We start from the raw sequence: 20,333 nt of genomic DNA on the forward strand, positions 1-20,333 counted from the left end.
TCTACCACGTGGGCGCGTCGAACCCGGCTTCCTCCAGTAACTCCTTCCAGCGCTGCTGGATGGCGAGCCGGGAGACGTCCGCGGCCTCGGCGACCGCGGTCTGGGAGCGCTGGTCGCCCGCGATGAGCGCGCCCGCGTAGACGCTGGCCGCGACGACCGCGGGCTTCGACCGCTCCTCGCCCGGCGTCGCCGACAGGAAGAGGTCTTTCGCAGTCGTCTTCGCTTCCGCGTCCAGTTCCAGCTCGCCAGCGACGCTGTCGAGGTCGTCGAGCCACCGTTGTTGGTCGAACTCGTCGCCCGCCCGGTACATACCCCTCCCTTCGGCGCGCCGCATGTAAATCTTCGCCGGCGAACTCGGGGCAAATCGAGTGAATCCGGCGCGACGGTCTCGACGCTTGAAGGGCAGGCCGCTCGTCGTGGCGACCACCGATGACACCGCTCGCGCTCGCAGTCGCGTTCGTGGAACTGTTCGCCGGAACGCCCGCGCAGGCCGGCCCCATCGACGACTCCGTGGTGGTGTTCGCGGGCAGCCTGCTCGTCGGCGGCGTCGCCATCCACGTCGCCGCCAGCTACGTCGCCGGCGCCGGCGAGTACGGGGACGCCGTCCTCACCGCGCTGTTCGGCGCCATCGCGTGGGCGCTCCTCGACGGCGTCCCGCTGGTCGGCGGCCTGCTCGCGCTCGTCGCGTGGGTCGGCGTCATCAAGTGGCGCTACCCCGTCGGCTGGACGCGCGCGGCCATTATCGGCGTCGCCGCGTGGGCCGTCGCGACCGTCGTGCTCGCCGCGCTCACGCTCGTCGGCGTCGGGTCGCTGGACGCGCTCGGCGTCCCCGGGACGTAACGCAATTCTCATTTGCCTGCCTCGGATACGTCGGAGTGCGCGCGGGTAGCCAAGCCAGGAAAAGGCGTAGCGCTTAGGACGCTATCCCGTAGGGGTCCGCCGGTTCAAATCCGGTCCCGCGCATTTTCTGTTCGAGCGAAGCGAGAACGAAACTGCGGAGGATTTGAACCCTGCGAGGAACGCGCAGCGAACGCAGTGAGCGAGCATTTCTCGCAACGGTTCAAATCCGGTCCCGCGCACGTACCTTTTTGCGCCTCGGGTGTCCTCGCTCACTCCGCTCTCACGGCTCCCGCTGGTCGCCGTTCGAGCACTCCGAGGCCTCCCGTTGGTCGGCCTCGCGCTCGCTGCGGGCACCGCTCGGCGCAAAAATCTACGCTAAAAAGGCTGAACGCTCGGCTCCGCCTCGCGTTCAGTGAATCGCGCTCACTGCGTTCGCGCGAATGCTCGACAGCTAACTCTCACTCCTGAAGTGAGCGAGCATTTCTCGCAACGGTTCAAATCCGGTCCCGCGCCTCTGGAGCGTGAACGAGGGACACCGCTCCGATTCCACTTTCAGTCCGGTTGGGTCGCCTTTTTGCCGTGACGCGGCGTGTGCATAGAGTGAAGCTATGTCTACGGAATCCCAGTCGCTCGGCGCGTGCCCGGAGTGCGGGGCGGCCATCCCGCCGGGCGCGGTGCTCGTGGAGTACGAGCGCGACGACGGCCCGGTGGTGTACGCGGAGTGCCCGGAGTGCGTGGAGCCGGTTCACCCGAGTTAGTGGTTCTCACGCGCAGTTAGCGGCACGCGGCTTCGTGCTTCCGAACGCTTTTGACTGAATAGTCAGTAAGTCCGGTAAGACCAGTATGGCGGCGCAACCGACCGACGAGATTCTGGAGGCGACGTATCGCGCGCTCTGCGAGCACGGCTACGCGGACCTCACCGTGCAGGACATCGCAGATAACTCCGAGAAGAGCAAGGCGACGATTCACTACCACTACGACAGCAAGCACGACCTCTTCGAGGCGTTCCTGGAGGACCTCTACGACGACTACACCGACCACGTCGACGACGTGTCCGGGGAGACCCACCGCGAGCAGTTGCTCGCGCTCGTGGAGTTCTCGCTGGCGGAGGGCGGCGACGTCCCCGGCATCGACTTCCGGACGGCGATGCTGGAAATCAAGGCGCAGGCGCCCTACGACGAGGGGTTCCGGGAGCGACTCACTGACTTCGACGGCTACCTCGCCGACCGCATCGAGTCGGTCGTCGCGGCCGGCGTCGAGGCCGGCGAGTTCCGCGACGACGTGGACCCCGAGACGACCGCGGAGTTCCTCGTGACGACCATCAAGGGCGCGCACACGCGCCGCGTCTCCGTGAACCACCCGCTTGACCGGATTCGCGAGACGCTCGCGGAGTACGTCGAGACCCGTCTGGTCGCCGACGGCGCCGAGGTGACGGTCTGATGGGGCTGCGGAGCAGCCTCGCGGCCGCGTTCAAGGGGCCCGAGGAGTTCGACCTGACGTCGGGCGGCATCGGGAAGCCGCTGTTCTTCCTCGCGATGCCCATCGTCGTCACGAACCTCTTCCAGACGGCGTACAACCTCGCGGACACGTTCTGGCTCGGCCAGTACAACACCGACGCCCTCGCCGCCATCAGCTTCGCGTTCCCGATGGTGTTCCTGCTCATCTCGCTTGGCATGGGCATCTCGGTGGCCGGCAGCGTCCTCGTCGCCCAGTACACCGGCGCCGGCGAAGAGCGACAGGCCGAGTACGCCGCCTCTCAGACGGTCACGTTCGCCGTCCTCGCGTCGCTGCTGTTGGGCGGCGTCGGCTACTTCTTCGTCGGGGACTTCCTCTCGTTGATGGGCGCGTCCGCGGACGTCCTCCCGCTGGCGTCCAGTTACATGGAGGTCGTCGCGCTCGGGCTGGCGGCGATGTTCGGGTTCGCCGTGTTCATCGCGCTGATGCGCGGCTACGGGGACACCATCACGCCGATGCTGGTGATGTTCGGGTCGGTCGTGCTGAACATCGTCATCGACCCGTTCCTCATCTTCGGGTGGACCGTCGTGGAGAACGCGCCCGTCGTCGGCACGGTCGCGTTCCCCGAGATGGGGATTCAGGGCGCGGCGGTCGCGACGGTCTCCTCTCGCGCGCTCGCGCTCGTGGTCGGCCTCGCCATCATGTTCCGCGGCAACCGCGGCATCGAAATCAACCTCCGGGACATGGCGCCGGACTTCGGGTACCTCCGCCGGCTCGCCCGCATCGGCGTCCCCGCGTCCATCGAGGGGACGGGCCGGGCGCTCTCGATGAACCTCCTGCTGTTCATCGTCGCGACGTTCTCCGACCCCGTGGTGGCCGCGTACGGCATCGGCACGCGGGTGTTCTCGGTCATCGTGCTCCCGGCCATCGCCGTCGCCCGCGGCGTCGAGACCATGACCGGGCAGAACATCGGGTCCGGGAAGCCCGACCGCGCGGAGGCCGCCGCCGCCCTCGCCGCAAAAGTCCTGTTCGGCCTCCTCACGGTGGTCGGCGTCCTCGTGTTCGTGGCGCCCGAACCCATCGTCTCCGTGTTCGTCGGCGCCGGCCAGGAGAACGCCGACCAGGTGGTCTCCATCGGCGCGGAGTTCCTCCGGTACGTCGCGCTCACGTTCGGGTTCATCGGCATCATGCGGGCGTACACCGGGAGCTTCCGCGGCGCCGGGAAGACGCTGACCGCGGCCGCCATCTCCGTGCTGACCCTCGGCGTGATTCGCTTCCCGGTGGCGTGGGTCTCCGCGGAGTCGCTGGGCGAGACCGGCATCTGGCTGTCGTTCGCGGTCTCGAACGTCGTCGGCGCCGCCATCGCCTACCTGTGGTACCGGCGCGGCACGTGGCGCGACGTCGACCTCACGGACTCGGAGGTCGCCGACGCGGAGGCCGTCGCGACCGACGACTGACCTGTACTTCTTTTGGGGGCCCGCGACGAACGCGTAGTCGATGCCCGATTGGTCTCGCCGGCGCGCCCTCCACGCAGTCGGCACGGCGACCGCGGTAGCGCTCGCTGGGTGTAGCAGCAGCGACGACGACGGCTTCGAGGAGCCGCCCGGCGACGAGCGCGGCGACCGAGTGACCGACTACGACCTCCGGACCGTGCGCGCGTCCGCCGCCGAGCCCGTGTTCTGGAAGGGCGATCGACCCGCTGACGAGGAACCGGCGGTCGGCGGCTACGCGTACGTCGCCACCGAGGACGACCTCGCGGACGTCTCGTTCGGCGGCAGCGAACCGGCCGAGGAGCTGGCGGGGTTCGTGCGCGCGACCGACTACGGCTCGGAGTCCACGCTCCTCCAGCAGCGGTCGGTCCGGGAGTGCTACGACCTCCGCTTCCGCGGCGTGTGGCGGGAGGACGACGGCTTCCAGACGTCGTTCTGTTCGTACCTGCGACCCGCGGACGTGGCCTGTTCGAGCGGCGACAGGCAGACCGTCGCGGTCGCCATCCGGTTCCCGTTCGTCGAGGACGACGTCACGTCGATGGGGTCGAGCTGGAGCAGCAGCTGCGATAGACGCCCCGACCCGGTCGTCGCCGACAGCGGGGGTGACGAGTCGTGACCGAGCGGAGCCGGCGCGCGTTCCTCGCGGCCGCGGGGAGCGCCGCGCTCGCGGCGACGGCGGGGTGTTCGGACCTGCCGGTCGTCGGGGACGACGACGGGGGCGTTGAGTACGACACCGAGCGGTTGCAGTCCGTCGCCGAGCCGGACGCAGAGCCCGCGTCGCCGACGTACCCCGGTCCCGTCCCGGACGCGCTCGCGGCCGACCACTACGAGCGCGGCCGCGAACTGCTCGCCGCGGTGCCGGCGGAGCCGGAGATTCCGAACGAGGCCGTCGCGGAGGAAGTCGCGGCTGACCGCGCGGACGTCGCCGACGCGCTCGCGGACCCACCCGGGGACGTCGCCACGCTCGACGCGCTGGACGAGTGGCGCCGCGACCGCGCGAGGGCCGCCGAGGTCCGGGGTGCCTACGCGGCCGCGACCGGAACCATCGACCCCGAGGCGCTGCGGGAGCGCCGCGCGGCGGTGCGCGAAGACCTCCACGCGTTCCGCGGCGACTGGGCGTACCGCGCCCGGAGCGTCGTCGAAGCGGTCGTCGTCCACGAGCGGCTGGAGCTGCTCGCGCGGGACGCCGAGAACGCGTTGGTCGCCGAGCAGTCGTTCCCGGACGACCCGAAGCGCGCGGTCTCGACGGTGGGTTCGCTGGTCCGCGGCGTGGAGGCGGCAAGTGCAAACGTAGCCGACGCCGCCGCGCTGCGGGACGCCGACCGGGAGTCGTCGATGACCAGCTACCGGGACGCCGTCGCGACCGCCGCGTCGCGGTTGCAGGCGGTGACGCTGTCCACGCGGCGGCGCGTCGCGCCGTACGTCAGCGCCGACGCCGAACCGGCGGACTTCGACCGAGAAATCACTGACACGCCGGCCGAGCGGTTGTTCAGCCGGGCGGCGCTGGACGCACGGACCGCCGTGGAGACCACCGAGTCGGCGTTCGGCCGCGACGAGTACGCGCAAGCGGTGACCCGCACCGGCCGCGCGCTCGTCGCACTCGTGGCGCTCGAAGCCGTCGTCGAGGCCATCCGGGACGGCGAGTACGGGATGCCGTCCTCGACGGAGGGCGTCGTCGAAGCGCGCCAGCGGGCCGTGGACGCGCTCGAAGCGGTCGCCGCGGGGCCGCTGGCCGACCGCTTCGCGTGGCAGGCGCGACAGACGTTCGACGACGCCGACCACGAACTCGGCGGCTACCGCGACTACGAGTACGACGACGGCCGCCCGAACCGCAACGACGTCCGGGACGCCGTCGCGAACTACGCGCTCGTCGCGCACGCCGCCGACGCGGTCGCGCCCGTCGCCGAGCGCGTCCGCGACGAACTGCGGGCCGCGGCCGGCGAGGGCGGCGGCTCCGAGTCGGCGTGAGGCCGGCGAATCACGGCAGGCAACTGTCAGACGGCCGGCCGGTGGGCGGTGTTCACATAAGGATGAAGAGTGAGGCGGAACGATTTTTGAGTGGTCTATGCTCGAAATCGCCCGCCTCGACGGTGGTAGCGACTGCTTCGAGTTAGATTTTCTGGAGCGAGAGGCGACACCCGAGCCGGCGATGAAGCTCGGTATCCGACTCCACCTGGCCGGACTATCACTTTCGGATACCGTTTCAATTCTCGATAGGTTGGGTGTCGAACGCTGTCGAACCACCGTTCACAACTGGGTGCAGAAGGCCGACCTACAGCCCCTCAATGGTGCGAACCCGGATCACGTCGCGGTCGACGAGACCGTGATCCAACTCAACGACGAACGATTCTGGCTGTACGCCGCAGTCAATCCCGACACCAACCGCTTGCTGCACGTCACGCTCGCTCCGACGAGAAATCAAGCGATCACCGAGATGTTTCTTGCGGAACTCCGCGAGAAACATCTCGTCGATGACGCAGTCTTTCTCGTCGATTCTGCACCGTGGCTCCAAGCAGCACTCCATCGACACGGCCTCGATTACCGATACGAAAAACACGGTAATCGGAACAGCATCGAACGTGTTTTCCGAGAACTAAAACGCCGAACCAACCAGTTCTCAAACTGTTTCAGTCACGCCGAAGCAGATACTGTCGAAAATTGGCTGCAAGCGTTCGCCTTCGCATGGAATCAGCTAATCTGAACACTACCGCCGGTGGGCGCTAACCTTTTTGCGCGTGGGGCGGCTTCCTCCAGTAAATGGCCAGGCCACCGGAACTCCTCGAGGACGTGCTCGACGGCATCGACGCGTTGCTCGTGTTCTCGCCGAGCGGCGCGTACTACGACCGCGTGAAAGACGTCGAAGGTGCGGACGTGGTGGTCGTCGCCACGGAGAACGCCGTCGGCGCGGAGACGTTCGTGGAGCTGCCGCTGGCGTTCGACGACGTCAAAGAGCGCATCCGGTTCGGCATCGAGGGCGCGCTCTCGGAGGGCGTCGTCGAGGACGGCGACGCGCTCGGCTGTGCGGCGCCGCTGTTCGGCGACGACGTGGACATGGTCGCGCGCACGAAAGTCGACGAGTCCCGTCACTCCGGCATCTACGACCTGTTCGCGAACTCGCGGGCCGAGCCCGGCGTCATCCGGGACGTCTTCGAGGTCGCCATCGAACTCGGGAACAAGGGACAGAAGGGCGAGCCCGTCGGCGCGCTGTTCGTCGTCGGGGACGCCGGGAAGGTGATGAACAAGTCCCGGCCGCTCTCCTACAACCCCTTCGAGAAGAGCCACGTCCACGTCGGCGACCCCATCGTGAACGTGATGCTCAAGGAGTTCTCGCGGCTGGACGGTGCGTTCGTCATCAGCGACTCCGGGAAGATCGTGAGCGCGTACCGCTACCTCGAACCGGGCGCGGAGGGCACGGACATCCCGAAGGGACTGGGCGCGCGCCACATGGCCGCGGGCGCCATCACGCGGGACACGACCGCGGTCGCCATCGTGCTCTCGGAGTCCGACGGCCTCGTGCGGGCGTTCAAGGGTGGCGAACTCGTCCTCGAACTGGACCCCGAGGAGTACTGACATGCAAGTCGACTTCAGTCCGGTACTGGACCCCGACTTCCGGTACGTGCTCGCCGTCGCGGTGCTGTTCGCGGGACTGATTCTCGGCTACCTCGTCGGCCGCGTGAACGAGCGCCTGCTGTTGGCGCTGGGCGTCGACGACGCCGTCGAGGGGACGAGCATCGAGCGGATGGCCCACGACGTGGGGTTCTCGACGGTGTCGCTGCTCGCGCGGCTGACGTCGTGGATAATCTACGCGTTCGCGGTGCTGGTGGCGCTGGAGGTCGCGAAGCTCACCGTCCAGGACGCGGTCTGGTATCCGGTCGTCGGCTTCCTGCCGTCGGTCGTCATCGCGGTCGCGGTGCTGTTCTTCGGCGTCATCGCGGGCGACAAGGCGGAGCTGTTCGTCAGCGAGCGGCTGCGCAGCGTGAAGGTGCCGGAGATGTCGATTCTCCCGAAGGTAGTGAAGTACAGCGTGTTGTTCGTCGCGGCGCTGGTCGCGCTCTCGCAGGTCGGCGTCGCGATAGACGCGCTGCTGGTGTTGCTGGCGGCGTACGTCGGGGCGCTCGTCCTGTTCACCGCGGTCGCCACTCACAAGCTGTTGACGTCGGCGGCGTCGGGCGCGTACCTCCTGTTGCGCCAGCCGTACGGCATCGGCGACCGCGTCGCCATCGGCGAGCACGAGGGCATCGTGCAGGAGGTGAACGTGTTCGTGACGCGCGTGGAGGACGACGGCCGGGAGTACGTGCTCCCGAACCACCTCGTGTTCGACCGCGGCGTGGTCGTGGTCCGCGAATGAGTCTGGTGGCTTCGGCCGCGACGGTCGGGACGTGGGCCGTGCTGACGGCCGTCGGGTACGCCGCGGTCGCCGGCGACGACCGCCGCGAGTGGGCGCGCGAGCACGGGGCGCGGGCGGCGCTGTGGCTCGGCGCGCTCGCGAGCGTGCTGGTGGCCGTCGCCGCGGGCTCGTTCTCGGTGTACGAGCGGGCGGGCGTCTACGTGCTCGCGGTCGCGGGCGTGGTCGGCTACGGCGCGGGCGTGACGGCGGCCGCGGGCGCGGCCGGGCTGGCCGACGCGGCGGCCGGCGACCGGGCGACGCTCGCGCGCCGCCTGCGGGCGTTCTGGTACGCGTCGGCGGCCTACTTCCGGGAGGCGCGGGCGGCGTTCGTGCTGGCGTTCGTGGCGTTCGCGCTGGCGGCCGTCGTCGCGGGCGTCTCCGTGGACCCCGTGTTGCGCGCGGTCGGCTCGTTCTCGGTCGGCGGCGCGTTCGCGAGCCTCACCGCGCTCGCCGCGACCGGCGTGTTCGTCCCGGGGAGCTACGACGAGGAGGCGGCCGAGCGCGTCCGCGCGACTCACTAGCGGTCCAGCGGTTCCGCGGGGACGCCGGCGACGGTCTCGCCGTCGGGGACGTCTTCGACGACCAGCGAGTTCGCGGCGACCTGCGCGTCCTCGCCGATAGTGACGCCGGGGAGGACGACTGCACCGGCGCCGACCATCGCGCGGTCGCCGACGACGACCTCGCCGGTGCGGTACTCGTCCTGGAGGAACTCGTGGCACAGCAGCGTGGCGTCGTAGCCGACGACGGCGTCCTCGCCGACGGTGACCAGTTCCGGCCAGAAGACGTCGGGCGTGGATTCGAGCCCCCACGCGGCGCCGGTGCCGACGGTCACGCCGAGCCGGCGCAGCAGCCAGTTCTTCGCGCGGAGGCTCGGGCAGATGCGCGCGAGCACGACGACGACGTAGTTGAGCGCGACCCGCAGCGGGTGTTTGGCGTCCGGCCACTGCCACAGGGAGTTGCGGGGGCCGGGCGTCGGATTCCGGTCGAGGCGGTCGTGGCGCGACACGCTCGCGGGTTCGCGGGCAGTCGCCATGAACCTACGTGTTCCCCGCAGCGCCGCCGGTACGACTACTGTCGAAGGTAGGATTTATTATCGTCGAACTACAGTCGGCAAACGACGAATGTCTACTCGACAGCTGCCGACTGGGGTGGAGTCGCCGCGCGGGAAGCTGGTCTACCTCTACCTCTCGACGAACGAGAGCGCGACGCTGGACGAACTCCACGGCGAACTCGACGTGCCGCGCATCACGCTGTACAGCGTGCTCAAGACGCTGCGCAGCCGCGGCGTCGTCGAGCAGGACGGCGACAGCTACGTCGCGACCCGTCCGCTCTAGGACTCCTCGACGGGCGTGAACGTGCCCGTGACGTCCCACGAGTGGACGCAGTAGACGTCCCCGACCTCGTCGTCGACGCGCCAGTTCCCCGTCTCGTCGTCCCAGCGCTCCGAGCGCCCGCACTCCGTGCACGTGCGCTCTCTCGGGGCTCGAATCTCGGTCATCACGCGTACGCAGTCGGCCCGCCGGCTTGAGTGTTCTGTCCGCGACGATTTCGACAGCCGTCGGTCCAAACAGTTACGGCGTCGGCGACTCGCGTCTCCGGCATGCAGTTCGGCATTCTCTCCACGGCGAACATCGGCGACGAAGCGGTCGTCCCCGCGATTGCCGCCACTGACCACGAGGTGCGCGCAGTCGCGTCCCGGAGCGCGGACGCCGCGGCCGCGTACGCCGACCGCCACGGCATCCCCGAGACGTACGACTCCTACGACGCCCTGCTGGACGCGGACATCGACGCCGTCTACGTCCCGCTCCCGAACGGCCTCCACGCCGAGTGGACGAAGCGCGCCGCCGACGCCGGCCTCCACGTCCTCTGCGAGAAGCCGCTGGCGTCCGGCGCCGAGGAAGCGATCGACGTCGTCGAGCACTGCGCGGACGCCGGCGTCACCCTGATGGAGGCGTTCATGTACCGCTACCACCCGCGGACGGTGCGCGCCGTCGAGGTCGCCCGCGAGGAGCTCGGCGACCTCCGCCACGTCCACGCGGAGTTCAGCTTCCAGCTCGGGGACGGCCCGGACGTCCGCCTCGACCCCGACCTCGCGGGCGGCGCGCTGATGGACGTCGGCTGCTACCCCGTCAGCGCCGCGCGCACGTTCCTCGGCGAGCCCGCGCTCGTCTCCGGCCACACCCACGACCGCCGCGACGCGGGCGTGGACACCGAGGTCGCGGCGACCTTCGAGTTCGACGACGGCGCCACCGCCACCATCGAAGCCGGCTTCGAGACCGGGCTCCACCAGCGCTACCGCGTCGAGGGCACCGACGGCTGGCTGGAGACCGAGGGCGCGTTCAACCCCGGCCAGTCCGAGACGGTGCTGCGGTGGGGGACCGACGAGAAGACCGTCGAGGAGACGTTCGACCCGGCGGACGCCTACGTGCGCGAAGTCGAGCACTTCGCGGCCAGCGTGGACGCCGGCCGCGACCCGCTGACCGACGGCGAGGAAGCCGTCGCGAACATGCGCGCCATCGACGCCATCTACGAGTCGTCGGCGACCGGCGAGACGATTCCGCTGTAGTCGCGGCGTCGCCGTTCGCGACTGCCAGCGAGCCGGCGCGCGCGGCACGCAGGAGCGAACCCGAACGACTGCCGTTCACCGAACTCATGGACCGAGAAACTACGACGTCGGCCGTCTCGACGGTGGTGAAGTACGTGGGGATGTTCGCAGTGGCGAGACTCACGGCGGGCGTCGTGCTCGCCATCGTTCCCAAGTCGTATTTCCACCGGCCCACCGTGCTGTCCACGTTCGCGGAACTCGCGCTCGTCGTGGCCTCGCTATACGTGGGGCTGGTAGCCGTGAACAGAGTCGAAGCAGCCGTGTTCGAGGACTGAGTGCCTCCAGCGGCCGAGTCGTGGGGGTCAGGCGTGCTCGCTCCAGAACAGGTCTAACTGGTCGCCGAGGAACTCCGGGGTCATGCGCGTGAACTCCTCGCGCTCGCCGGGCCCGAGGTACTCGAAGACGGAGTGGCGCGCGCCCTCGACGTACCGCTGGCCGACGAACCCGCGCACGCCGACCTCTTCTGGGCCGCGAATCACGCGCCCGATGGCCTGCCGCGCGCGCCGCACCGCCGGCACCGTCAGCGCGTACTCGAAGGCGTGGTCCTCGCCGAACGCGTCCGCGTACGCCCGGCGGACCGCGCGGACTCTGGGCGACCCGACGTTCACCAGCGGGACGCCGACGACGGCGCACGCCGCGAGTTTGTCGCCGTCGTAGTCCACGCCCTCCGTGAGCGTGCCGCGGGTGCTGGTCACCATCACTTTGCCGTCACCGCGGAAGAACTGGCGCTTGAGCGCGTCCGTGTCCTCGTTGCTGGAGGACTCGTCGACGAGCACGGGCTTCTCGACGGCGTCTTCGAGGTAGTCGCCAGCCCACGCCGCTTCCCGGTAGTTCGGCATGCAGACGAGGACGTTCCCCGGCGAGCGCGCGACGGTGCGGAGGACGTAGCGGTACTGCTCGCGGGTCTGGTTGTCGTTCTCGCTGGTGGGGTCGCCGCGGTTGCGCGCGGTGAACGGCGTCGCGTCCACGGTGAAGCTCGCGCGGTTCTCCTCGGGGAATCGGAGATCGTAACGGCGCTCCACGACCGGCCGGGCTTCCGCGTCGCCCGCGCCGGCTTCGAGTCGGTCCAGTCCCGTCACCTCGCGGAAGACGTCCAGCGGCTCCAGCGTCGCACTCATCAGCACGCCGCCGCCCAGTCCCGCGAACGTCTCGCGGAGGGCGCGTGCCGGCATGCAGTTGTACGTCACGAGCGCGGGCGTGTACGCCTCCGCCCACGCCGCGCCGGCGCGCCCCGACTCTTTGGGCGCGTGCTCCAGTTCGATTTCCCGGAAGTACGTCGCGTGGTCGCGCTCCCACCACCGCTGGAGGGTGACGCCGACCGCGCCGCAGACCGCCGAGCGGTCGCCGTCGTCCTCCAGAATCGCCGCGACCGCGGTGCCGATGTCCGCCAGCGACCGCCACAGCCCGCCCGTGTAGCCGTGCTGTTCGGCCCACCGCGTGAGGTCGTCGGGCTCGTCGGTCTCGGGGTCCCGGAGCGGAATCTCGTGGTCGTACTCGGGGAGGTCGCGGGGCCGGTTCGGGTCGTGGCCCTCGTTGGCGAGGTACTCGGCCACCCGGTCGTCGAGCCACTCCGAGACGTCGTCGAGGAACTCCACGGCCTCCCGGACGGCGTCGATGGAGACCTCGTAGCTCTTCAGTTCGTCCCGGACCTGCTGGCGGTTCGACTCGCTCTGCTTGGCCGTCGTGAGCAGCTGCCGGAGGTCGTTGCGGGCGCGAGCGAGCGTGTGCCGGCCCACCCTATCGGAGAGCAGGTCGCGCACGCGCTCCTCCAGGCGGTGGGCTTCGTCCACCACGACGAACGTGCGCTCGTCGAGGAGGTGTTCGGTGAGCCCGCGCGTGCTCGGGTCGAAGAGGTGGTTGTAGTTCCCGATGACGACGTCCGCGTGGTCGAGCATGACCTGCTGGACGCGGTGCGGGCAGGTGCCGTACTCGACGGCCGCCGGCAGGAAGTCCTCGCTGGTGGCGACGTTGTAGTCGCCGACGTCGAAGCCGACCGGCGACCCCTTGTTCCGGCCGTACCAGTCGGCCTCGAACGGGCAGAACAGCGGCGGGTCGCCGTCGGCGAACTCGTCGGGCGCGCTCGGCTGGACCGGGACGTACGGCGAGTCCGCGCCGTCCGTCCGCAGGGGGTTCTCGGAGAGGTTGTGGTCGGCGTCCGCGCGGGCCGAGCGCGCGAGGTCGCGGGCCTTCGCGGGGTCCCACCACGGCTCGTCGAGCGCGTCCGCAGCGCGCAGTTCCGTCAGTTCCCGGGCGTCCTGCCCGTCGAAGCTCCCGCCACCCTCGTCGGCCTCCACGAGGCCCGCCGTGTTCTCCCGGAGGTCCTCGCAGCGGTCGTGGACGCTGGCGTCCGGCGGGAACACGTCTTCGCGGCCGTACGGGCAGAGGTCGCGCTTCCCGACGAGCGCGACGCCGTTCAGCGGTTCCTCCAGCCCCGAATTCATCTGCCGGAGGTCGGCGACGAACTGCTGGAGCTGCTGTTTCACGGGGGTGACGACGAACACGCGCTCGTAGTCGTCGGTGCCGCGCACGAGCTGGGCGGCCGCGGTCAGCGCGGCCATCGTCTTCCCGGTGCCGCAGGGCCCCTCCATCGCGAGGTAGCCGCCGCGCTCGCCGGCGTCGATGGCCGCGTCGATGGCGTCGGCCTGCTGGTCGTAGGGCTCGTCGAACCCGAAGAAGTCGCGCCAGTCGTCGTCGCCCATTCGGTAGACGGTGGGGCGTCACGCGGTATGAACGTACGGATTGCCGACCGCGGGGGCCGGTGGATTCTTCCGTGAAAGCGCGCTTCGGGTGCGTATGAGACAGGGGGAGGCGCCGGCCGACGGAGGCGTGTCGCGCCGGCGGTACGAGGCGCTGGCGGCCGCCGTGGACGGCGCCGTCCTCGACGTGGACGCGGACGGACGGGTCACCGGCGTCGGCGAGCAGTTCGTCGAACAGACGGGGTACGGGAGCGAGGAAGTCGTGGGCGAACCGCTCGCGGCGCTGTTCGGTGACGACGCCGGCCGCGTCGAGCGCGCGCTCGACGACCTCGGGAGTTCAGACGCGACGCTCACAGTCAGCGTCGAGTCCGCCGGCGGCGAGTCGGCGCCGTTCGAGTTGCAGTTGCGGCGGGTGAGGGCGGACGGCGGAGCCGGCGCCGTCGGCGTGCTCTCCCCGACCGACACCGACGAGCCCACGCACGGCCCGGCGGAGCGCCAGCGCGTCCTCCACGACGTCTACGACGTGACGACGGACGCCGACCGGTCGTTCGAGGAGCGGACGCGGGCGCTGCTGTCGGTCGTCCGGGAGACCGTCGGCACGGAGTACGCGTCGCTGTCGAGAGTCGAGGGCGGCGACTACGCCTTCGAACTGGTGGACGGCGAGGGAGCGCTGCCGGTCGAGTTCGGCGAGGAGTTCGCGCTCGAGGAGACGAACTGCGAGCGCGTCGTGGAGACCGAGGAGACCGTCGTCTTCCGGGACATCGCGGCGGACGCGCCGGGGTTCGAGGAGCGCGCGGCCAACGCCGACCTCGGGCTCTCGTGTTTCCTCGGCGCGCCGGTCGTCGTGGACGGCGACGTGCAGGCGACGTTCTGCTTTCTGGACTCGGCGCCGCGGCCGGAGGGGTTCTCCGAGTGGGAGGTCACGCTGGTCGGCCTCGCGGCCGAGTGGGTCGGCTACGAGCTCGCCCAGCGGCGTACCCGCGAGCGGCTGGAGCGGCGCAACGACGCGCTCGAAACGTCGCGGCGGCGCTACCGCACGCTCGCACAGAACTTTCCGAACGGCGGCGTCGGCGTCTTCGACGACGACCTCCGGTACACGCTCGTGGACGGGACGATGTGGGACGACCTCCCGCTGGACGCCGGCGACGTCGAGGGGGAGACCATCTGGGAGGCGCTCCCCGAGGACGCCGCCGCCGACCTCGAACCCGTGTTCCGCGGGGCGCTGGACGGCGAGACGGACAGCGCCGTCTCGACGCTCGGCGGACGCACCTACCGGGTGTGGGCGGTCCCGCTCCGGGACGCCGACGGCGAGGTCACGGCGGGGCAGAGCTTCGCGGTCGACGTCACCGACCAACAGGAGCGCGAGGCGGCGCTCGCGAACGCGAAAGAGCAGATGGAGGCCGCCGCGGAGGCGGGCGCGGTCGGCACGTGGGAGTGGCACGTCCCCGAGGACCGGTTCGTCGCCGACGCCGCGCTCGCGCGCCTGTTCGGCGTCGACCCCGAGCGCGCCCGCGAGGGCGTGCCGCTGTCCGAGCTCGTCGCCTCGATTCACGAGGACGACCGCGAGCGCGTCGCCGCCGCCATCGACGAGGCCGTCGAAACCTGCAGCGACTACGAGGAGGAGTACCGCGTCTACGACGCGGACGGCGACGTGCGCTGGGTGGTCGCGCGCGGGCACGTCGAGTGCGAGGACGGCGAGGCGGTGACGTTCCCGGGCGCGATTACGGACATCACCGAGCAGAAGCGCGCCGAGCGGGAAATCGAGCAGCACCGCGAGCAACTGGCGACGCTGTTCGAGGTGCTTCCTGTCGGAGTCATCGTCGCAGACGCCGACGGCGAACTCGTAGAAGCCAACGGCATCGCGAAACGCATCTGGGGTGGTGCGGACTTCGACGCCGAGTCAGTCGAGGAGTACGACCGGTACACGGCGTGGTGGGCCGATTCCGGCGAGCGCGTCGAATCCGACGAGTACGCGCTCGCTCGCGTGCTCGACGGCGAGCCGGTGGTCGAGCCCGACGTCTACGACATCGAGGCCGCCGACGGCTCCGAGCGCGTCATCGAAGTCCGCGGGATGCCGGTGTACGACGACGGCGACGTGGCCCGCGGCGTCATCACGATGACCGACGTCACCGAGCGCGCCGAGCGCGACCGCACGCTCGAACGCCGCGCGCACCAGCAACGGGTGGTCGCGGACCTCGGGCAGCGCGCGCTCGACGCCGACGACCTCGACGAACTGATGGCGCAGGCCGCCGAGCAGGTCGCCGACGCCCTCGACAACGACTACTGCAAGGTGTTGGACCTCGACGACGACGCGCGCGAACTGCTGTTGCGGCAGGGCGTCGGCTGGGACGACGGCATCGTCGGGAACGCGACCGTGGACGCCGACGAGAACTCGCAGGCGGGGTACACGCTGGTCTCCGAGGAGCCCGTGGTCGTGGACGACCTTGCCGCCGAGGACCGGTTCAGCGGCCCCGAACTGCTCACCGCCCACGGCGTCGAGAGCGGCGTCAGCACCATCATCGGGTCGCCCGAGGAGCCGTGGGGCATCCTCGGGACGCACGACACCAGCCGCAAGCAGTTCTCCGCGGAGGACGTCAACTTCGTGCAGAGCGTCGCGAACGTCCTCGCGGACGCCATCGAGCGCGAGCGCTACGACGCCGAGCGCGAGCAGCTCGTCGCGGACCTCGCGGAGTCCAACGAGCGCCTCGAACAGTTCGCGTACGCGGCCTCCCACGACCTCCAGGAGCCGCTGCGGATGGTCTCCAGCTACCTCTCGCTCATCGAGGACCGGTACGGCGACGAACTCGACGAGGACGGCCGGGAGTTCCTGGAGTACGCGGTCGACGGCGCCGACCGGATGCAGGAGATGATAGACGCGCTGCTGGAGTACTCCCGCGTGGACCGCGGCGACTCCTTCGGGCGCGTCGATCTCGACGCGGTGTTCGCGGACGTCTGCCGGGACTTCGAGGTGAAAATCGACGACAGCGACGCGACCGTCGTCGCGGAGTCGCTGCCGACGGTCGCCGGCGACGAGGACCAGCTCCGGCAGGTGCTGGGAAACCTCCTGAGCAACGCCATCGAGTACGGCGGCGAGGAGCCGACGGTCCGCGTGTCCGCCGAGCGCGGCGACGGCGAGTGGGTGGTCGCGGTCAGCGACGACGGCATCGGCATCGACCCGGAGCACGCCGACCGCATCTTCGAGGTGTTCCAGCGGCTGCACACGCACGACGAACACCCGGGGACCGGCGTCGGGCTGGCGCTCGTCCAGCGCATCGTCGAGCGCCACGGCGGCGACGTCCGCGTGGAGTCGACGCCCGGCGAGGGGGCAACGTTTTACTTCACCATCCCCGACAGGAACCAACGCGATGATTGAGCACCGCGACGGCGACCCCGTCGACATCCTGCTCGTCGAAGACAACCCCGGGGACGTGCGCCTCACCCGGGAGGCCTTCGCGGAAGCGCACATCAACAACGACCTCCACGACGTCAACGACGGCGAGGCCGCCCTCGACTTCCTCCACCAGCGCGGCGACCACGCCGACGCCCCGCGCCCCGACCTGATGTTGCTCGACCTGAACCTCCCGAAAGTCGACGGCCTCGACGTCCTCGAAGCGGTGAAGTCCGACGACGACCTGCGGACGATTCCGGTCGTCGTCCTCACCAGCTCCGAGGCCGAGGAGGACGTCGCGCGAAGCTACGAACAGCACACGAACGCGTACCTCACGAAGCCCATCGACCCCAACGAGTTCGTGGACGTGATTCGGTCCTTCGAGCGGTTCTGGTTGACGCTCGTGGAACTGCCGCCGACCCCGGAGTGACATGAGCGAGGACGCCCGCCCGAGAATCCTGCTGGTCGAGGACAACCCCGGAGACGCCCGCTACATCCGCGAGCTGCTCGACGACGCCGTCTCGCTGGAAGCCCGGTCGTTCGACGGCGACGCGCTCGTGGACCGGACCGACGGGGCGCGAGAGCCGCTCGTCCACGAGTCGCGCCTCGACGACGCCCTCGACTACCTCGACGACGCCGGAGCCGACGTCGTCCTCCTCGACCTCGGGCTCCCCGACAGCACGGGGCTGGAGACGCTCACGACGCTGCTGGACCACCACGCAGCGGTCCCGGTCGTCGTCCTGACCGGGCTCACCGACCGCGAGGTCGGGATGGAGGCGCTGCGCCGGGGCGCCGAGGAGTTCCTCGTGAAAGACGAGATCAACCCCGAGTTGCTCGTGCGCTCGATTCACCACGCCATCGAGCGGCGCGCGCACCGCCGCGAGCAGAAGCGCTACGAGACGCTCATCGAGGAGTCCACGGACGTCAACGCCATCGTCGACCCCGACGGCACCGTCCAGTACGTCACGCCCTCCGCCGAGTACGTGCTCGGGTACGACCCCGACGAGCTGGCCGGCGAGAACGCCTTCGAGTACGTCCACCCCGACGACCAGGTCGCGGTCCGCGAGGAGTTCGACCGGCTCGCGGGCGACCCCGACTACCGCGCGACGGTGGACTTCCGGCTCCGGTGTGCGGACGGCTCGTGGGTGTTCCTCGACGCGCGCGGCCGGAACCTCCGCGACGAACCCGCGATAGACGGGTTCGTCGTCTACACCCGCGACGTCACCGAGCAACGCGAGTACGAGCGCCGGCTGGAAGCCCAGCGCGAGCGCCTCGCCGCGCTGAACCAACTGAACGACGTCGTCAACGGGGTCGCGGGCGCGGTCGTCGACCAGTCCACGCGCGAGGAGATCGAGCGCATCGCCTGCGAGCGCCTCGCGGCGTCGCCGTCCTACGAGTTCGCGTGGGTCGGCGAGCCCGACCCCGAAACCCAGGAAGTGAACGTGCGCGCCAGCGCCGGTACGGACGGCTACCTCGACGACGTGTCGCTGTCCGTGGCGCCCGGCGACCCGGCCAGCGAGGGGCCGACCGGGCGCGCGCTCCGCACCGGCGAGATGCAGACCGTCCTCGACGTCGACGACGACAGCGACTACGAGCGGTGGCGCGACCTCGCCGACGAGTACGGCTTCCGGTCGTCGGCCGCCATCCCGATTCGCCACGAGGACACCACTTACGGCGTGCTGAACGTCTACGCCGACCGCTCGGACGCGTTCCGCGAGCAGGAGCGCACCGTCGTCGAGCACCTCGGGCACCTCGTCGGGCACGCCATCGCGGCCGCCGAGCGAAAGCAGGCGCTGATGAGCGACGCGGTCGTCGAACTGGAGTTCCGGGTCCGCGAAATCGCGGACGCAGTCGGTGCCGACACCGTCCCGGAGACGCCGATAGCGCTGGAGCGGACGGTCTCCGTCGACGACGGCGAGTTCCTCGTCTACGGCACCGTCGACGAGGACGGCGTCGACGACCTCCGGCGATTCACGGAGACTGTGTCGTTCTGGAAGTCGTTTGACGTCGTGGGGGAGGACGTCGACGGCGTGCGGTTCGAACTCCGGCTGTCGGACCCGCCGCTGATGTCGGAGGTGGCATCGCTGGGCGGGTCGGTCCGGCGGGTCGTCCTCGGCGAGGACCTCCGCTTGACCGCACAGTTCCCGCAGGACACCGACGTCCGGGAGGTCGTGAGCGCGATTCGGAACGCGTACGACTCCGCGGAGGCGGTGGCGCGCCGGCAGGTCACCGAGCGCGACCAGCGCGCCGACCACCTCGCGGACGTCTGGTCGGACACGCTCACCGAGCGCCAGCGCACCGTCGTCGAGACGGCGTACTACGCGGGCTTCTTCGAGTGGCCGCGCGCGACCAGCGGCGAGGACGTCGCCGAGTCGCTGGACATCTCCGGGCCGACGTTCTCACAGCACCTGCGCGCCGCCGAGAACAAGATTTTCGCGCGCCTCGTCGGCGACGACGCCGCGGATTAGAACTGCGGGAGCGAGAGCGGCACCGACCCCTTCGTGTAGCCGTCCACGGAGCCGTCCGGCCGCACGCGGAAGACGACCGCGGGCCGGTGGCCGACGTCGGGCCGTTCGCCGCGGACGCGGCGCCACTCGTCGTCGGGGAACGACGAGCAGTCCACGAACAGGACGGCGCCGCCGCCGTGGGCTTCCAGCTGGCCGCTGGTCTTCGTCTCCGCGGTCTCCTTGACGGCGCGAATCGGGGTGTCGGCGGCGCGGTCGTTCGTCGGCACCGGCCGCGTCACCTCCACGAGCACGCCGTGTTCGCCCTCGCGGTCCGCGCGGAAGTCCAGCGAGTGGCCCGTCGTCACCTCGATTTCGGGCGTAATCTCGTAGCCGGCCTCGTGGAGCAGCCACGCGGCGTGGAACTCGCTCATCGCGGCGCTCGCGCGCGCCAAGTCGAGGAACTCGGAGGTGCCGAGCTTCCCGGCCATCACGTGTCGCTCGTCGTCGAGGACGCCGGTGTCGAGGAACTCCTCGTAGAACGCCAGCGCGTCCGCGGGGTCGGCGTCCGGGAAGCCCGCGGCGTGCTCGCTGAAGAACGCGCGCGTCGTCTCGCGGCCGTCCTTCGACATAAACACGGGCAGGAAGAACCACGACAACGTGGGGTAGTCCGCGAGCCACGGCGACTGCTCGTGCAGCTCCGCGAGGAACTCGCGTTGCGCCCACTCGGAGACGTCCTCGGGGGCTTCGGCGAACGACTGCTTGTCCGTGCGCCACAGCGCTTCCGGCGTCTCGGTGTTGCCGAGCCACCAGCCGCCGTCGCGGTTCCAGCAGAACAGCGCGGTGTCGCCGTTGTCCACGTCGAAGCGCCGCGCGTCGTACCCCTCGGGGGGTTTGAACCACGGCGTCGAGCTACTCGCGCCGAGGTTGTCGTCGAGGTCCCGGTAGAGCAGGTCGCGGACGCGGTCGGCACTCCACGACTCGGTCGAGCGCCGGAACCGCAGCGGTTTCGCCACACTCGGCGTTGG

At 70.1% G+C, this 20,333-nt stretch carries 21 protein-coding genes and 1 tRNA gene; 17 read left to right on the plus strand and 5 right to left on the minus strand.

The features are described 5' to 3' along the window. Window position 1: 1 nt before the first annotated feature. Entirely contained in the window at window positions 2-310 is a 309-nt protein-coding gene (locus ABSL23_RS12375) for a hypothetical protein (protein WP_059056946.1), read from the minus strand. Window positions 311-429: 119 nt separating this feature from the next. Between ABSL23_RS12375 and ABSL23_RS12380 the strand changes: the two genes are divergently transcribed. The 11 genes from ABSL23_RS12380 to ABSL23_RS12430 all read left to right on the plus strand — a co-directional run bounded on the left by ABSL23_RS12380 (window position 430) and on the right by ABSL23_RS12430 (window position 8,693). Further along, the gene (locus tag ABSL23_RS12380; protein ID WP_353633942.1) at window positions 430-840 is read left to right on the plus strand and encodes a hypothetical protein; all 411 of its coding nucleotides are present in this window, start codon (window positions 430-432) and stop codon (window positions 838-840) included. 39 nt (window positions 841-879) lie between these two features. Continuing rightward, a tRNA-Leu gene (locus ABSL23_RS12385) sits at window positions 880-963 on the plus strand. Between the two features lie 485 nt (window positions 964-1,448). Continuing rightward, window positions 1,449-1,598 (plus strand): hypothetical protein, encoded by a 150-nt coding sequence (locus ABSL23_RS12390; protein ID WP_353633943.1) that lies wholly within the window; start codon window positions 1,449-1,451, stop codon window positions 1,596-1,598. Window positions 1,599-1,683: 85 nt separating this feature from the next. Further along, window positions 1,684-2,280: a TetR/AcrR family transcriptional regulator gene (locus ABSL23_RS12395; RefSeq protein WP_353633944.1), complete on the plus strand. Its 597-nt coding sequence runs from the start codon at window positions 1,684-1,686 to the stop codon at window positions 2,278-2,280. Then, on the plus strand, window positions 2,280-3,752 hold the full coding sequence (locus ABSL23_RS12400; protein WP_353633945.1) for an MATE family efflux transporter: 1,473 nt from the start codon (window positions 2,280-2,282) through the stop codon (window positions 3,750-3,752). The genes ABSL23_RS12395 and ABSL23_RS12400 overlap by 1 nt, the downstream gene beginning before the upstream one ends. A gap of 40 nt (window positions 3,753-3,792) precedes the next feature. Beyond that, complete coding sequence (locus ABSL23_RS12405; RefSeq protein WP_353633946.1) at window positions 3,793-4,401, plus strand: hypothetical protein; 609 nt, start codon at window positions 3,793-3,795, stop codon at window positions 4,399-4,401. Beyond that, window positions 4,398-5,753, plus strand: coding sequence for a hypothetical protein (locus ABSL23_RS12410; protein WP_353633947.1), 1,356 nt, complete (start codon window positions 4,398-4,400; stop codon window positions 5,751-5,753). Before ABSL23_RS12405 ends, ABSL23_RS12410 begins: the two co-directional genes overlap by 4 nt. Before the next feature lie 97 nt (window positions 5,754-5,850). Continuing rightward, the gene (locus tag ABSL23_RS12415; protein ID WP_353633913.1) at window positions 5,851-6,486 is read left to right on the plus strand and encodes an IS6 family transposase; all 636 of its coding nucleotides are present in this window, start codon (window positions 5,851-5,853) and stop codon (window positions 6,484-6,486) included. A gap of 56 nt (window positions 6,487-6,542) precedes the next feature. Then, window positions 6,543-7,355 carry a diadenylate cyclase DacZ gene (gene dacZ, locus ABSL23_RS12420; RefSeq protein WP_353633948.1) on the plus strand — a complete coding sequence of 271 codons (813 nt, stop codon included), beginning with the start codon at window positions 6,543-6,545 and terminating at the stop codon, window positions 7,353-7,355. 1 nt (window position 7,356) lies between these two features. After that, on the plus strand, window positions 7,357-8,133 hold the full coding sequence (locus tag ABSL23_RS12425; RefSeq protein ID WP_353633949.1) for a mechanosensitive ion channel domain-containing protein: 777 nt from the start codon (window positions 7,357-7,359) through the stop codon (window positions 8,131-8,133). After that, window positions 8,130-8,693, plus strand: a complete 564-nt coding sequence (locus tag ABSL23_RS12430) for a hypothetical protein (RefSeq protein ID WP_353633950.1) — start codon at window positions 8,130-8,132, stop codon at window positions 8,691-8,693. Before ABSL23_RS12425 ends, ABSL23_RS12430 begins: the two co-directional genes overlap by 4 nt. Here ABSL23_RS12430 and ABSL23_RS12435 read toward each other — a convergent pair. Continuing rightward, entirely contained in the window at window positions 8,690-9,205 is a 516-nt protein-coding gene (locus ABSL23_RS12435; RefSeq protein WP_353633951.1) for an acyltransferase, read from the minus strand. The two genes, ABSL23_RS12430 and ABSL23_RS12435, sit on opposite strands and share 4 nt — an antisense overlap. Before the next feature lie 88 nt (window positions 9,206-9,293). Between ABSL23_RS12435 and ABSL23_RS12440 the strand changes: the two genes are divergently transcribed. Next, window positions 9,294-9,506 (plus strand): helix-turn-helix domain-containing protein, encoded by a 213-nt coding sequence (locus tag ABSL23_RS12440; RefSeq protein ID WP_059056955.1) that lies wholly within the window; start codon window positions 9,294-9,296, stop codon window positions 9,504-9,506. Here the strand turns inward: ABSL23_RS12440 and ABSL23_RS12445 are convergent. Next, window positions 9,503-9,670, minus strand: a complete 168-nt coding sequence (locus ABSL23_RS12445) for an HEWD family protein (RefSeq protein ID WP_169793400.1) — start codon at window positions 9,668-9,670, stop codon at window positions 9,503-9,505. The two genes, ABSL23_RS12440 and ABSL23_RS12445, sit on opposite strands and share 4 nt — an antisense overlap. Window positions 9,671-9,772: 102 nt before the next feature. Here ABSL23_RS12445 and ABSL23_RS12450 point away from each other — a divergent pair, with 102 nt between their 5' ends. Continuing rightward, window positions 9,773-10,738 carry a Gfo/Idh/MocA family oxidoreductase gene (locus ABSL23_RS12450; RefSeq protein WP_353633952.1) on the plus strand — a complete coding sequence of 322 codons (966 nt, stop codon included), beginning with the start codon at window positions 9,773-9,775 and terminating at the stop codon, window positions 10,736-10,738. Window positions 10,739-10,860: 122 nt separating this feature from the next. Next, window positions 10,861-11,052, plus strand: a complete 192-nt coding sequence (locus ABSL23_RS12455; protein ID WP_353633953.1) for a hypothetical protein — start codon at window positions 10,861-10,863, stop codon at window positions 11,050-11,052. A 27-nt stretch (window positions 11,053-11,079) separates the two neighbouring features. On the opposite strand, the gene ABSL23_RS12460 is transcribed toward ABSL23_RS12455, so the two are convergent. Then, window positions 11,080-13,476 carry an ATP-dependent DNA helicase gene (locus tag ABSL23_RS12460; protein WP_353633954.1) on the minus strand — a complete coding sequence of 799 codons (2,397 nt, stop codon included), beginning with the start codon at window positions 13,474-13,476 and terminating at the stop codon, window positions 11,080-11,082. A gap of 94 nt (window positions 13,477-13,570) precedes the next feature. On the opposite strand from ABSL23_RS12460, the gene ABSL23_RS12465 reads away from it, so the two are divergent. Genes ABSL23_RS12465 through ABSL23_RS12475 form a run of 3 tightly spaced genes read left to right on the plus strand, consistent with a single transcriptional unit; the run spans window position 13,571 to window position 19,329 of the window. Next, complete coding sequence (locus ABSL23_RS12465) at window positions 13,571-16,846, plus strand: PAS domain S-box protein (RefSeq protein WP_353633955.1); 3,276 nt, start codon at window positions 13,571-13,573, stop codon at window positions 16,844-16,846. Next, on the plus strand, window positions 16,839-17,291 hold the full coding sequence (locus ABSL23_RS12470) for a response regulator (RefSeq protein ID WP_353633956.1): 453 nt from the start codon (window positions 16,839-16,841) through the stop codon (window positions 17,289-17,291). Before ABSL23_RS12465 ends, ABSL23_RS12470 begins: the two co-directional genes overlap by 8 nt. Window position 17,292: 1 nt before the next feature. Continuing rightward, window positions 17,293-19,329 (plus strand): bacterio-opsin activator domain-containing protein, encoded by a 2,037-nt coding sequence (locus ABSL23_RS12475; protein ID WP_353633957.1) that lies wholly within the window; start codon window positions 17,293-17,295, stop codon window positions 19,327-19,329. Here the strand turns inward: ABSL23_RS12475 and ABSL23_RS12480 are convergent. Beyond that, a complete protein-coding gene (locus ABSL23_RS12480) occupies window positions 19,326-20,321 on the minus strand; it encodes a DUF5784 family protein (protein ID WP_353633958.1) in 996 nt (331 codons plus the stop codon). The two genes, ABSL23_RS12475 and ABSL23_RS12480, sit on opposite strands and share 4 nt — an antisense overlap. Between the last annotated feature and the right edge of the window lie 12 nt (window positions 20,322-20,333).

This window comes from Halobacterium sp. NMX12-1 (assembly GCF_040435975.1).
Lineage (GTDB): Archaea > Halobacteriota > Halobacteria > Halobacteriales > Halobacteriaceae > Halobacterium > Halobacterium hubeiense.

What these genes read in the sequence shown, in the direction of transcription:
- ABSL23_RS12415 (WP_353633913.1), top strand. Translation starts at nt 5,851, where the DNA reads ATGCTCGAAATCGCCCGCCTCGACGGTGGTAGCGACTGCTTCGAGTTA.
- ABSL23_RS12445 (WP_169793400.1), bottom strand. Translation starts at nt 9,670, where the DNA reads ATGACCGAGATTCGAGCCCCGAGAGAGCGCACGTGCACGGAGTGCGGG.
- ABSL23_RS12380 (WP_353633942.1), top strand. Translation starts at nt 430, where the DNA reads ATGACACCGCTCGCGCTCGCAGTCGCGTTCGTGGAACTGTTCGCCGGA.
- ABSL23_RS12460 (WP_353633954.1), bottom strand. Translation starts at nt 13,476, where the DNA reads ATGGGCGACGACGACTGGCGCGACTTCTTCGGGTTCGACGAGCCCTAC.
- ABSL23_RS12465 (WP_353633955.1), top strand. Translation starts at nt 13,571, where the DNA reads ATGAGACAGGGGGAGGCGCCGGCCGACGGAGGCGTGTCGCGCCGGCGG.
- ABSL23_RS12425 (WP_353633949.1), top strand. Translation starts at nt 7,357, where the DNA reads ATGCAAGTCGACTTCAGTCCGGTACTGGACCCCGACTTCCGGTACGTG.
- ABSL23_RS12375 (WP_059056946.1), bottom strand. Translation starts at nt 310, where the DNA reads ATGTACCGGGCGGGCGACGAGTTCGACCAACAACGGTGGCTCGACGAC.
- ABSL23_RS12395 (WP_353633944.1), top strand. Translation starts at nt 1,684, where the DNA reads ATGGCGGCGCAACCGACCGACGAGATTCTGGAGGCGACGTATCGCGCG.
- ABSL23_RS12400 (WP_353633945.1), top strand. Translation starts at nt 2,280, where the DNA reads ATGGGGCTGCGGAGCAGCCTCGCGGCCGCGTTCAAGGGGCCCGAGGAG.
- ABSL23_RS12435 (WP_353633951.1), bottom strand. Translation starts at nt 9,205, where the DNA reads ATGGCGACTGCCCGCGAACCCGCGAGCGTGTCGCGCCACGACCGCCTC.
- ABSL23_RS12405 (WP_353633946.1), top strand. Translation starts at nt 3,793, where the DNA reads ATGCCCGATTGGTCTCGCCGGCGCGCCCTCCACGCAGTCGGCACGGCG.
- dacZ (WP_353633948.1), top strand. Translation starts at nt 6,543, where the DNA reads ATGGCCAGGCCACCGGAACTCCTCGAGGACGTGCTCGACGGCATCGAC.
- ABSL23_RS12440 (WP_059056955.1), top strand. Translation starts at nt 9,294, where the DNA reads ATGTCTACTCGACAGCTGCCGACTGGGGTGGAGTCGCCGCGCGGGAAG.
- ABSL23_RS12470 (WP_353633956.1), top strand. Translation starts at nt 16,839, where the DNA reads ATGATTGAGCACCGCGACGGCGACCCCGTCGACATCCTGCTCGTCGAA.
- ABSL23_RS12475 (WP_353633957.1), top strand. Translation starts at nt 17,293, where the DNA reads ATGAGCGAGGACGCCCGCCCGAGAATCCTGCTGGTCGAGGACAACCCC.
- ABSL23_RS12450 (WP_353633952.1), top strand. Translation starts at nt 9,773, where the DNA reads ATGCAGTTCGGCATTCTCTCCACGGCGAACATCGGCGACGAAGCGGTC.
- ABSL23_RS12430 (WP_353633950.1), top strand. Translation starts at nt 8,130, where the DNA reads ATGAGTCTGGTGGCTTCGGCCGCGACGGTCGGGACGTGGGCCGTGCTG.
- ABSL23_RS12390 (WP_353633943.1), top strand. Translation starts at nt 1,449, where the DNA reads ATGTCTACGGAATCCCAGTCGCTCGGCGCGTGCCCGGAGTGCGGGGCG.